This window comes from Bythopirellula polymerisocia, from assembly GCF_007860015.1.
In the GTDB taxonomy this organism is placed as follows: Bacteria; Planctomycetota; Planctomycetia; order Pirellulales; family Lacipirellulaceae; genus Bythopirellula; species Bythopirellula polymerisocia.
Genome location: NZ_SJPS01000004.1, coordinates 647710 through 660973, shown reverse-complemented (window position 1 = coordinate 660973; position 13264 = coordinate 647710). Strand labels below are relative to the sequence as shown.

Here is a 13264-nt window from a genome sequence, read left to right as displayed (position 1 = left end):
AGAAAAGCGCATAACACCTGTGATTTATTACATGCCCGTGTGGCAGCCGAATCATTTCGCAACTCCTTTTCGTGGATGCCATGTGAATCATAGCAAGACTCTTCAAAACCGAAAATCCGTTGCTTTGTTGATTGAGACGTCGAACGCTTATGCACGTGGATTGCTCGACGGGATCATCGCGTATCAGCGTGAACATGATCCCTGGTCGATATACGTTGGGGAGCAAGGACGCGGTGCACAACCCCCTTTGTGGATCAAGAATTGGAAGGGGGATGGCATTATTGCTCGCATCGAGACCGATGCAATCGCAACTGTAGTTCGTCGAACTCATCTGCCGGTTGTAGACGTAAGTGCTGCCCGTTTGGTTAAGAACATTCCCTGGGTGGAGACTGACGATCGCGAGATTGCCAGACTAGCAGCACAGCATTTGATCGAACGAGGATTCGAGAAGCTTGCTTTTTGTGGAGAACCACAATTCAACTGGTCGCAATGGCGTCAACAACATTTTACTGAGATGGCCACCGAGGAAGGTTGCGAGTTTTTTGTTTTTGAAGGCAAGAGCCGATTCAACAACGGATATTCTTGGAACGCAGAGCGCCGCCGCTTAAAGAAATGGGTGCAGAATCTACCCAAACCCATCGGAGTAATGGCTTGTTACGATTTCACAGGACAACAACTACTCGATGTATGCCGAGAGCTTGAAATTGCTGTGCCAGAGCAAATGGCAGTCATCGGTGTTGATAACGACGTTAGGCTATGTCGTCTTTGCACGCCGCCGCTCTCAAGCGTAATTCCTGATACGCATCGTACTGGCTACCAGGCTGCTCAACTATTGGATCAATTGATGCAAGAGTCTGGTGAGTCCGAAGAATGTATACTCGTCCCTCCTTCGGGAATCGCTGAGCGCCAGTCGAGCGATGTTTATGCGCTCGACGATATTGACATCGTCTCGGCACTCCGCTTTATTCGAGAAAACGCCTGTAAGGGAATTAGCGTTGCCGACGTTCTTAAAGCTGTACCCCTCTCCCGTAGGATGTTGGAACATCGTTTTCAGAAACTAGTGCGCCGAACTCCGCATGCGGAGATCATTCGCATCCGAATGGAACGAGCCTGCCGGTTACTGCGCGAAACTGATCTTTCATTAGCTGAAATTACCAGTCGATCTGGATTTGCCAATCCGGATTACTTTTCCGTCGCGTTTAAGAATTACATGGAGACGACACCGAGAAACTATCGCAAGAAAAACCGCTTGTCTCGTCGAAATTAGAAGCCACTTAACTTTCTGTTCTGCCTTCAATCAAACATTCAATTACTTCTCACTTCCACACCAGATAGAGAGATCAACACGATGTCCTCGGAAAATAATCAAAAAAGGCTTTTCTTGGGCTGTTTCGTGGCACTTGTTGCCACCGCTTTTGGATTTGCAGTCCGCAACTCACCGCAGGTCATTGATAGCTGGCAGCAGTCTTTTGATCTCACCGAAGAGCAGATTGGCACCTTAATAGGCGTAGGGCTATTTCCATTTGCCATTTCTATCATCCTGCTTAGTCTTGTAGTCGATCGCATTGGCTATGGAAGAATATTAGTTTTCGCATTCGTCGGACATCTTGCTTCGGTGATACTTACAATCATGGCCAAAGATTTTCGCACGCTGTATGTTGCTACTTTTATCTACGCGCTTGCCAACGGAGCTGTCGAGGCTGTGATTAATCCAGTGGTTGCCACGATTCATCGGGAGAACAAGACTCACTGGCTCAATATTTTGCATGCCGGCTGGCCAGGTGGGCTTGTATTGGGAGGTGTGCTGTCGATTCTAGTGCTAACAGTCGGGAATAAGCTCGGTGCTACCTTGCCCGGTGAATTGTGGCAGTGGCAACTTGGGATTCTGTTGCTGCCAATCTTGTTATACGGATTTCTCTTAAGAGGTATGGAATTTCCTCAGCAGGAGCGTGTTGAGGCAGGTGTTAGCTATCGAACAATGCTCGAAGAGTTCGGTGCCGGAAGTGCCTATATTGTTTCATTCTTGATCGTTATGGGCGTTAGCCAACTAATCACCGTTTTCGGATACGCTCCCGTGTCGCCAAAGATGGCATTGCTCTGGGCTGTGCCTCCCACTCTGATCTTCGCGGCATTTATTCGTAGTTTCGGCCGACCCATGTTTGTCTTTCTTATGCTAATCATGTTCCTACTGGCAACAACCGAACTGGGAACTGATGGCTGGATTCAAAATATAATGGGAACCGTGTTGAATGATCCCATCAAAGGGACATTGTTTCTGATCTACACTTCGGCGATCATGTTCGTGCTTCGGTTTTTCGCTGGCCCAATTGTGCATCGAATTTCGCCCTTAGGCTTATTGGCAAGTTGCTCTGCGCTTGCGGCGATTGGTCTTTATTGGCTTGGCAACGCCGGAACTGCCGCCGGCATGCTGTTCGCTGCTGCAACACTGTATGGCGTGGGAAAAACATTCTTCTGGCCGACTACGCTCGGGGTCGTTTCTGAACAGTACCCCAAGGGGGGAGCACTCTTAATCAATGCGATCAGCGGAATAGGCATGATTTCGATTGGAACTCTTGGCGGTCCGGCCATTGGCACTCTACAAGATCAGACGGTCAATTCTGCGGTAATGCTGGCCATGCCGGAAGTTCATTCTGAGATCGCTAAGGATCAGCAGGGGCTCTTCTTCGAATATCAAGCAATCGATGGCGCAAAGGTTTCTACTCTACCGGAGGAGACCCAGAAGAAGATAATTGCCTTGGAAGGTCAAACCAAGCAAAAGGCCCTGGCCAAAATCGCAATTCTTCCAATGATCATGTGCGGTTGTTACCTCGTCTTGGTTTTGTATTTTAAGTCCCGAGGTGGTTATCGTGCTGAGGTTTTGACGGGACATGCCGCAATCGATGAGAAGTTTACCGGTGGCATTCAAGGCCCTGGGGAAGCTTGATGCACGCGCTCACGTCCGCCTCAAAACGAATTCTCTTGTGAATAGAACGAGACATTTGTTGCTTTGATTGTGGCTGCAAATTGTGACCTTTGTAAGCCATACTGATCGAACGAAACTATGATTAGAGAATTGGAATGAGTGGTTTAATCATTGAGAATATGGATGACGGTTCGCATATTGCAAAACCACCATTGGTACGTTCACTCCGATTGTGGTGCTTTCTAGCCACGCTATTATGCTTACCGCATTGCGATGGCATGTTAGAAAGCAGTTGCCCGGCTGAAGAATTGTCCACCCAGAATGTTTTCCTTGTCACGATCGATGGCATGCGCCCTGAAGAGCTATTTACGGGTGCGGACAATCGACTCATCGACAAAGATATTGGGGGTGTTTACAACCCGAAAAGAGTTCTAAACTCCTTTTGGCATGAGAATCCGCTGGTAAGACGAAAACTATTAATGCCGTTTATTTGGGAGGTTCTAGCAAAGGAAGGGCAGATATATGGGTCGGCAATGGACGACTGCCATGTTTTGGTTGAGAACGGCAAGTATTTCTCCTACCCGGGCTATCAAGAACTCCTGTGCGGATTTCCTGACGACTCGATCAACTCGAATGACAAGATTAACAACAAAAACAAGACCGTGCTTGAGTGGCTCAATGAGAAGCCCGAGTTGACTGGCAAGATCGCCGCATTCGCATCTTGGGATGCCATTCCGTACATAATCAATGCCGAGCGAAGCAAGATCTATGTGAATGCGGGCTGGCAAGAGTTTGATCACATCGTGAATCCGGATCGTCGCAAATTCATCAATCAATCCGTACGTGAAACGCCTCACTTGTGGGAATATGCACGGTTTGACAATCTGACTTTTTTGGGCGCGATGGAATACTTACAGTCTCAGCATCCCCGAATACTATACATTTCAATGGATGAACCCGACGATTGGTGTCATTCGGGGCGTTACGACCTGTACCTAGATTCTGCACGCCGTTGTGATGGCTATTTGCGCGAGTTGTGGGACTATGCTCAAAGCTCGCCAATCTATCGCGGACGAACCTCGCTTGTAATAACCGTCGACCACGGGCGAGGCCATGGGCGTGAAGGGTGGAAGAATCATAGTGCGGATCTACCTGGATCAGAGCAAATCTGGATTGCCGTTCTAGGACCAGACACACCTGCTACCGGAATTCAAAGTGGTTGCAGACTATCGCAAGGACAGGTAGCTACCACTGTAGCAGCACTGCTGGGATACGATTATTCCGTTGCGGACCCCAGAATCGCTCCTTCTCTGCCAGCTGCGATACTCTCGGCTGCAAATCGCCCCCCAACTTCTTCTGCCGAATAACACGGCAACTTCGGGTCAAATCCTTTCACTGGTTATCTAGCAGAGAAAGGGCTCCTCACAGCATATGCTTCGTTTTGCGCTCGCGGTGGCGTGTAAATTATCACAGTATTACGTTGGCATTATTCAATTGACGAAAACGGAGTATGCATCAAGAATTGAAGGAGTAGGCACTAGTGGAGTTTCTTATTCTTCTAATTGCCTACTAAATTCCTCATGATGAATGGCACATTCCAGTAACTCTTCAATTAGTTCAAGTACTTGATTGTTCTAGGCATACATCACGGGTAACAGAGTTTTTTAGGCGGGATTCCCCTGTAAGAGCTCAATGAGCCAGCACGTCAGTGCGGGGAAGGCTGAGGCTTTAAGGGAATGAAAAGATTGAGAAGACAGGCAATCATGAAACGGCCACCTAAGGATGCGTCAGACAGCATCAGGGGTTTTACCCTGGTCGAGCTATTGGTGGTGATCGCGATAATCGGTGTCCTTGTGGCGCTGCTGTTGCCAGCCGTTCAGGCTGCACGTGAGGCTGCTCGTCGTAATACGTGCCAAAACAACTTGAAGCAACTTGGATTGGCGTGCTTGAATCACGAAAGCAGTTTTAGTCGCTTGCCCGCAGGGTTCACTTCGGTTGACGGTGGCCCCTCTGACACTGTGGATTGTTTCCATACATGGGCCTCTTATATTCTCCCCTACCTAGAGCAAGCGAGTATGTTTGGGCAAATTGACTTTACGATCCCTGCCTATCGACCCTGGGAGCTTGCAGGGCGAACTTGCCCTAATGCTGCTCCATGGAGCTATACGCAACTCGATGTCTTCCAGTGCCCTTCAGATCAGGCGCGTGGCATCCATACAGGAGCGTCCGAATGCTTCGCTCATGGCAACTACCTGGCTAATCAAGGCTGGTGGCAATGGTGGCAAAGAACTTCCAAGACTCTGTACGAGTTTCGCCGCGATATTGACGTGCAAGCTACTCTTGGAATTGACAAACAGGGTCCCTTCGGGAAGGTCTGGGGCCAAGAAAACAAAGGTACGAAACTCAGCCAGATCACGGATGGTCTAAGCAATACTGTAATGCTTGGGGAATGTCGCCAATATCCGGGCGAAGACTCTCGAGGAGTCCTGTTTTTGGGAAGTTGTGTTTACTCCCATGAGTTTTCGCCCAATGCTCGGTCACAAGACCTTTTGGAATGGTGTGCTGATCAATCAGGCGGAGATGACAAACTGGGCATTCTTAACCCGTCGGCACCATGCTCGGAATCGAGGAGTGCCGCCAGAGGACCATGGACGCAACCTGCCCGCAGCACGCATCCTGGAGGAGTCCATGTGGCTTTCTGCGACGGGCATGTCGAGTTTGTGAATGATGAGGTTTCCATCGATGTCTGGAGAGCGATCTCAACCATGGCTAACGGTGAGGCACTAGGTTTGCAGAACTAGGGTCCAAATTCTGACGGCCTCTCAGATTGCAAAACGTGCGCTTTTAATATGAATTGAAGAGTAAGAGTTCGTAGCTGCTGGATACAACGCATATTATGGAATTACGGACATACCTATCCCTACTTGTACTTTTCATGTGGGTGGCAACATTAGCTGGATGTAGTAAGCAAGCAGAAAAAACGGCGGTTTCGGGGGTCGTTAGTTTAGATGGAGAACCGGTTGAGGATGGACAAGTATCATTTGAACCTGTTCAGGGGGAAAGCGGAAAAATGGAGTTTGGAATTATTGTCGATGGTACGTACTCCATTCCAGCGGAATTTGGATTAGTTCCCGGAGAATACTTGGTGCGAATCACTGGTAATCGGGCCACCGGAAAGAAGGCCAAACCTGACGCATTTACGGAAGCTAGCCAAGGGGCATCCCTAGATATAATGGAACAATACATACCTCCACAATTCAATACAGGTTCGAGTCTTAAGGTACAGATCGATCCAGTTGAATACCTTCAACAGGATTTTGAGCTTATTTCAGAGTAAAATCGTAGGTTGGCCGGTCATTGCTTCGTTGCAGTGATTGTGAAACTTTTCAGCAATTCCATTTATTTGAGGAATAGACGATGAATCAGCAACAAATGAGATTATCTTTGGCAGCGTGCACGTTGTGCATTGCCCCCGCAGTGAGTTCTTGTTTCGGGGTAAGTTTACAATTCGTTGGATCGCAAGCCAATTTAGCGGGTCTATTTCCTGGGGGTGGTCTACCTTATGTCACTGTCCCATGGAGAACATCAACTGCTGCAAATATCTATGCGACGGGCAGTGGTGCCTATCCAGATAATTTCTACGGCAAAGCTGGATATGCATTATTTGCCACTACTTTTACGTATCCCAACGCAAATCTGGTTCCTGGCGATGCATTTATTGCAACCGATGGAAGTGATCCGCTCTTTCCCAACCTCATCGATCTTCCTAGCTGGATTTCGGATTCGCAGATTCTGTCTACTCGGATGGCGGGTGGCTATGCGTACTCGCTTATCGATGATCCCGTGCTAATGCATGATGGCACGCGACAGTGGTCTTTCGATGGAACAAATTATCCTCAGGCTGCACAAGGGAATAACACGGGGCAAAATCCTTGGGTCAAAATGGGTTACTTGGACGGAACGGACATTTTGGGCAATCTCCCTGAAAACACTCCCACGGGAAGATGGGGATTTACCGTTGGCCCTGACACTCCATCGGCCTTCCGCGTCGGCGTTATGACAGGTGGCATGGATGCAGATAGATTTGCTCCGAAAGAAGTCTTTCTCCAGCAGTTTGACAATTCGGGGGCGACTCCTGTGCCAGTAGGATCACCCGTTCAAACGGGTATTCTATCAGGTACCTTAAAAGATCGGTTTGTCGATATGCACTTCTTTGATATCACCAATGCTCAAGAAGGCGACTCGTTCGTTTTCGCGGCAACAGCAGCCCCCAACACCGGAAGCGGGACGGGTGCAGGTATCGCGGGTTTTTCTTTCGATGTATTACCCGATGTGGGGATAATGAATGCCGATTTCGACGGAGACGGAGATGTTGATGGAGCTGATTTCCTAACCTGGCAAAGAGGTTATGGGATTGGGACGACTCTATCGCAGGGTGACGCCAACAATGATGGGAGCGTCAACGGGGCAGATCTCACTATATGGCAAGACCAGTATGGATCCTCGCCTTTATTTGCTACTGTGGCCGTTCCGGAGCCTACCGCAATGATACTTCTGTTAGCTGCGGCCGCTTGTGGCTTGGTAACGCGTCGATAAGTGTTCGGGCCGGATTTGTTATGATCTCCAACGCTCGTTACACACTAACTTAGGCTTGGGACTCGCGACTACATTTGTGAAAAAACACAGAAAATAGACTGCAAATTTGCATGTGTAGACAACGAGTGTTAAATAATAATGGTGATAGTGAATGAAGGTGTTACCACCTCTCACTTAATTTGGTTAGCTTTTCGTTGTACTTTTGACTCGTTCGATTTTGCATTTCCGAGTTTCGAGAATAGGCACCTTGGTATTTGTAGCCGACACTTCTCATTGGGAGTAGTTTTTGTTCGGCGCACAACTTTTTTTAGGAGAAACGCTCATGAATAAGAAATCTATGTTGCTAGCGTTGTGTTGGTTGGCATTAGCCAACGTGGCTTCTGCTGTAGTGAATGTACCCAGTGGAGTGACCGGACTTTGGCGATTCCAAACCCAAGATCCCAATACGGGCAGGGCGACAATGGCCGCGACTATTGGCACAGACTTGGTAAACAGCAACGCCAATAACGGCAGCTATTTTACGGCACCATCAATTCAGATTGGGACGGATTCTTCTCCCTTCCTTTACCAGGACAGCGGTGTCGCTCAGAGCAGGAGTTTTGACACCTTTACGGCAACTCATGGCATTGCTCCCAACGGCGGTGGCAGCTTCGTCAATGAATATACAATTCTCTGGGATTATAAACAAACAAGCAACGGAAACGGGAATTACAACAGCCTGTATCAAACTGCTGGCTCTCCCAACGCCAATGATGGCGACCTGTGGACAAACCCTAACAACCAAATTGGTGTCGGTAACGCAGGGAATGGTGAGCCGGGTTATTCTGCAGCATCTTATGACCCGTTTCTATGGCACAGAATAGTCCTGTCTGTCGACAACGGCAATTTCTTCAGGGCCTACGTTGATGGAGTCCTCTTTCTTGATGGTGCTGGCCAACCTATCGACGGTCGATGGTCTCTTGGTTCGCAGTTTCATTTTTTGACTGATAATAATTTCGAAGACGGATGGGGACTTTTGGGAACAGGTATGGTATGGGATCATGCCCTGACCACTCAGGAAGTTGCCGCAATGGGAGGCTACGCTGCAGATCAAGTTGCTAACCCATTTCCAACTCCGCTGGTCTTTGCAGATCCGGTTCCAGAACCGTCTTCAATGATTCTATTCGGAATGGGACTGACTGGCTTGCTGGCGGTTCGCCGCAGAAGCTAGTCGACTTAACTTATGGAAGCCTGCGAACGTACGGTGGTTTTCCGCGAGGGAACCACCGTATTTTCTTATCCTGAATCTGAAAGCAAGCACATGGCTATGTGCCTTTTCTTACGAGGTGTCGCATGAACGAGGCAATTCTACGAATTTCTGATGTTCGGCTGTTCCTGTCGATATCCCTTCTGACGATACTGCTCTGTAATTCCAAATCAGCCGACGGAATCGATTCGATTTGGAACTTCGAAGGAGATCTCAGTACTTCTGTTGGAAGCAGCTTACTCAGCTATCGAGGTGACACAGCGACCTTTACAAGCTTCGGAACTACAGGTGCTTTGGGGCTACCATCAATCTACGGCAGCTCGGGTAGCGAGCAAGTAATGGCATTCCCAGCCGCCACACCGAGCCAAGGCTACACCGTTACGCACGGGGGTTCTCCTCTCGTGCAGGAATACACTATGGTTTGGGATGTCTTGTATCCTGAGTCGAGCGATATTCAGTGGCGTTCGTTGATGCAGACAAGTGTTACAAACGGCAACGATGGCGACCTTTTTGTGCGTAACGTCCCTTGGGGGGGAATTGGAATTAGTGGGCAGTATCACGGTGCGATTCGCCCCGACGAATGGAATCGTATTGCCGTCACCCGAGATTCAACAGGCACTTGGCACAAGTATATCAATGGAGGTTATGTTGGCGAACAAGATGCCAGCAGCAGCCGTTTCGCACTGGATCCGACGTTTCATCTTTTTGCTGATGAGAGCAATGATACTGCCCCAGGCTACGTGAGCAGCTACCGCTATTTGGATCGGGCCATGAGCTCGGGAGAAATTCTGCAGCTTGGTGGAGCCAACGCGCAGGGAACAGGAGTCGCGGGGCAAGTTTTTGCAACCGATCCTGCGACGGTTTCGCCCGGTTCCTACTCGATCGCGATTTTAGGTGATACTCAGAACTACAGTCAGTTCCGTCCCGACATTTATTCCCTGCAAACCCAGTGGTTGGCAGACAATGCCAGTAGTCGGAACATTCAAATGGTGCTCCACGTGGGGGATGTGGTTAATTTCGATGACACTACCCAGTGGAATAATGCCGCCGCTGCGATGAGCACCCTCGACAATGCCCAGGTTCCTTATGCCATTGCACCGGGAAATCATGACTATGCCAACAATCGCAACGTCACACAATTCAACCAGGCCAACCGATTTGGCAGCGGTTCGCCCTATGCGAATCAATCCACACTCGGTGGCAACTATCCGGCCGAACCAAACAGCATGCTAAACACATTTCACACTTTTGAGGCCAATGGTGAGAAAACGATTATCATGGCCTTGGAATTTGGGCCTCGTGATGAAGTCATTAATTGGGCCAATGCAGTTCTCGATTCGCATCCGGATCATCGGGCGATTCTTCTTACTCATGCCTACATGTTCGATGGAGGCCGTTGGTTTGATGCTTCGCATGTGGACCCCAATGATCCTATGAGTCCGACTTATGACCAAATCCGCGATGGCGAGGTTAATCATACCGAATCCATCTACAATCCTCATTCCTATGGCTGGGCCACGGGGGCAAATGATGGCAAGGAACTCTGGGACAAGCTGGTCAAAGGTCGTGAAAACATGCCACTGGTGATCACGGGCCACCAGTTCGACGAGTTGGATGGTTTCCCTTACCAACTGGAGCAGGCAGACAACGGAAACGATGTTTATCAGTTATTGGTGGACCAGCAGAACAGAACCACCGGTGGAGAAGGTTGGATCCGTTTCTTGGAGTTTTCAGCGGACGGGCATACAGTAACGGTTAAGTCTTACTCGCCGTACTTAGACCAATGGAGTTATGCTTCAGACGAGTTCTTTACTATTGAGTTGTCTCCTATTTCTCAACCCATCGCAGGCGACTTCGACGAAGACGGTGACGTCGACGGCAATGACTTTCTCGTCTGGCAGCGCGGCGGTTCACCCAATGAACTCAGCGCCGAGGACTTGCTTGCTTGGGATACAAACTATGGCTTAGCGGCATCATTACTTGCCACAGGTACGACTATGGTACCCGAATCCTCGACACTTTTAATGCTGGCGGGTTTTGCAAGTTTAATGGGCGTCTGGTCTCGGCGCGTGAAATAAGGTGTCACCGAATAAAGTGAGGGATCAGCAATCCTATGACCACCAGAAGTAGCGTCGTAGGTTCTGGAATCACTGACAGCGGAGGCGTCAAACCCTTGGTTCCGTATTGAGTTTGCCAAATGCCCAGGTCATCGCCATCCACGTAGCCGCTGTTATCTGCATCACCGTTGGCTAATCCGCCTGAGGAATTCACGCCACGTTGCCAGATCAGAAAATCAGCACCGTCAACAGTTCCGTCACCGTTGAAGTCGGCGGTGTTCGAAGTCGAGGGAGTGATCGGATCGTCAAAACTGATGAAGGCCCAGGAGAAACTGGAGTCTTCCAGCGTGATTCCCGGCATGTCTAATGAGTTAATTAAGAAGCTTCCCGAGAGGGTTGGCTCATAAGTTAGAAGGTTGTCGTTCGGCGCTGTGATAGTACCATTGAAGTAACTATCGCTGACGGTAAGTATCAGCATGCCCGTTTCGGGAGACTCATTGGGAATCGTCAATTCATACTGGCCCACTGAAAGTCGTGTCATGGCGAAGGTGCCAGCAGATGAAATGTGCGAATCACTCGCTCCCTCGTAGAGCCCGCCAATGAGTCCCTCGGTGTCGTATGGTAGATAGAGAAAACTGAAATCGCGATCAAGTCCTGTGCCAGAGAAGTTGGTGCCATTATTCTGAACCCGCAGGTCCCATCCGCTCCCATCGGAGAATGGTGCCGTTTGGACGACGATATTGCTGTTGTTGTTGCCAATAGCAAATAAGAGACCATCCGTTTGAGAATCTACACCAAGATCGAGGGTGTATCTTCCAGAACCATTCTTGGTGAGCATGGATTGGTCAACGCCATGAAACGCGTTGGCAGCCAATGTGCCATTTGCATTTACATGGGCACCTTGCCAGCCAGCGCCGAAATCAAACCAGGCTACGGAGGAGTTGAAATTTACTTCGGTGCCTCCAGCCGCGCCAGCCTGCATCAGAGACAATGCCATTAAGCCATCGCTGTAGCTGTTTCGTCCCGCTTCCACTGATGCTCGCAGTCCATCTCGAAGATTCTGCGTTACCGTTGCGAGCAAGATGCCTCGTGGATACTCCAAGCCGTTTCCGCCTACGGAAATCTCGTAGTCGCCCCGATTGAGCTGCAATGTACCAACACCGGGAAGAGAACTCTGTGGCACGGTGACCGGACCCACGGAATTGTCTCCATTCGTTGTCGCACCACCGACCAGCAGATTGGCCGCAACTGCATGCTGATAGATAGGTGGCGCTAAGGGTTCGTGTAACTCATTCAAGTTGAGTGTAAACTGCTGGTCGTATTTAGAGTCGTAGCGATCCAGGACTGGCGAATAAGTTCGCACTACGACCGTCTCGCCATCCGGCAGGAACTCTAGAAGTCGCATGTCGCCGTTTCCGCCCTGGGTTTTGAACTGGTAATTCGCTAGCATCTGGTGCACGACGTTACCTTCGCTGCCCGTACTGCTGAGGAACCCCGTGCCATCGCCGAGGACGTGGCCACTGAAAGTAAATTTGAAGTTGTCATGCTGTGATACGAGGTCGTCCCAGATTTCTTGACCATCGTTCACTGTCTCGCCTGGATTGTTTTCCAAAGGATAGGAGTGAGGATTCCACTGCTGGCTCGCCCCCTTTGTAGCCCAGTCGTATCGAGTTTCGTCGTAATACATGTAGGCATGTGTCACCATCATGGCTTGATGGTTCGGATGATCCTCAACAACTTGGTTGGCCCAAGCCAGCACGCTGTCTCGTGGAGCCCATTCCATGGCCAGCACTAGCCAGTCCTGTCCTCCCGCGTTAAAAGTGTGGTAGGAATTGTCGGTCTTGCCTGCTTCGAAGAAACCGCCGACAGTAGCTTGGTTGGCATAGGGTGATCCTGTACCAAAATAGCCGGGATCGTTAAATAAAGTGCTTCTATTCGCGGAAAAACCACTCGGGCCATAGTCATGATTCCCGGGAGCAATCGCGTAGGGGACAACACCATTGAGAATATTCAACGATGTAAGCCCCCGATCCCACTGGGTTGTATTATTGTGCTCAGTTACATCGCCTTCATGGAGCACAAACTTAATGTTATGAGAAACAGCATGATCAGCCAGCCACTGCGTCTGGGTAGTGAAATGCGATAGATTGAACTCTGTGTAGTCCTGTGTGTCTGGCAACACAGCCAACGTCCATGATCCCGGCTGTATCGGCAATGCCTCCGCACAGGTAGCTTGGACAGTGCCCAGCACCTGAAACAGAGCCACAATACAAGCCAGCGCGATTTGCCAATGCCGAGCATTGTCAGAGAAAGATGACTTCATTTTGTTCACCAGGTATTGCACGGGTCAGTATTGATACAGTCCACTATGCGGCTTTAAATCTACGAGAGAGTCCCCCCCTCTCAGTGCCAAGGAAAGGGGAATTCGTAGAACCACTTCGG

General features: G+C 49.6%; 9 protein-coding genes. 8 read left to right on the top strand and 1 reads right to left on the bottom strand.

The window, feature by feature from the left end:
- The first annotated feature begins 82 nt into the window (after positions 1-82).
- The 8 genes from Pla144_RS15495 to Pla144_RS15460 all read left to right on the top strand — a co-directional run bounded on the left by Pla144_RS15495 (position 83) and on the right by Pla144_RS15460 (position 10843).
- On the top strand, positions 83-1267 hold the full coding sequence (locus tag Pla144_RS15495) for a XylR family transcriptional regulator (RefSeq protein ID WP_231936382.1): 1185 nt from the start codon (positions 83-85) through the stop codon (positions 1265-1267).
- Positions 1268-1348: 81 nt separating this feature from the next.
- Positions 1349-2944, top strand: coding sequence for an MFS transporter (locus Pla144_RS15490; protein ID WP_146451576.1), 1596 nt, complete (start codon positions 1349-1351; stop codon positions 2942-2944).
- Positions 2945-3078: 134 nt separating this feature from the next.
- Complete coding sequence (locus tag Pla144_RS15485) at positions 3079-4290, top strand: AP protein (protein ID WP_146451575.1); 1212 nt, start codon at positions 3079-3081, stop codon at positions 4288-4290.
- A 396-nt stretch (positions 4291-4686) separates the two neighbouring features.
- Positions 4687-5724, top strand: a complete 1038-nt coding sequence (locus tag Pla144_RS15480) for a DUF1559 domain-containing protein (protein WP_197530740.1) — start codon at positions 4687-4689, stop codon at positions 5722-5724.
- A gap of 95 nt (positions 5725-5819) precedes the next feature.
- Entirely contained in the window at positions 5820-6260 is a 441-nt protein-coding gene (locus Pla144_RS15475) for a carboxypeptidase-like regulatory domain-containing protein (protein ID WP_197530720.1), read from the top strand.
- Positions 6261-6340: 80 nt separating this feature from the next.
- Positions 6341-7519: a hypothetical protein gene (locus Pla144_RS15470; protein ID WP_146451572.1), complete on the top strand. Its 1179-nt coding sequence runs from the start codon at positions 6341-6343 to the stop codon at positions 7517-7519.
- A 322-nt stretch (positions 7520-7841) separates the two neighbouring features.
- The gene (locus Pla144_RS15465) at positions 7842-8729 is read left to right on the top strand and encodes a PEP-CTERM sorting domain-containing protein (protein WP_146451571.1); all 888 of its coding nucleotides are present in this window, start codon (positions 7842-7844) and stop codon (positions 8727-8729) included.
- A gap of 122 nt (positions 8730-8851) precedes the next feature.
- Positions 8852-10843 (top strand): metallophosphoesterase, encoded by a 1992-nt coding sequence (locus Pla144_RS15460; RefSeq protein WP_146451570.1) that lies wholly within the window; start codon positions 8852-8854, stop codon positions 10841-10843.
- Between the two features lie 4 nt (positions 10844-10847).
- Here Pla144_RS15460 and Pla144_RS15455 read toward each other — a convergent pair whose 3' ends face one another.
- Positions 10848-13145: a metallophosphoesterase gene (locus Pla144_RS15455; protein ID WP_146451569.1), complete on the bottom strand. Its 2298-nt coding sequence runs from the start codon at positions 13143-13145 to the stop codon at positions 10848-10850.
- Positions 13146-13264: the final 119 nt, after the last annotated feature.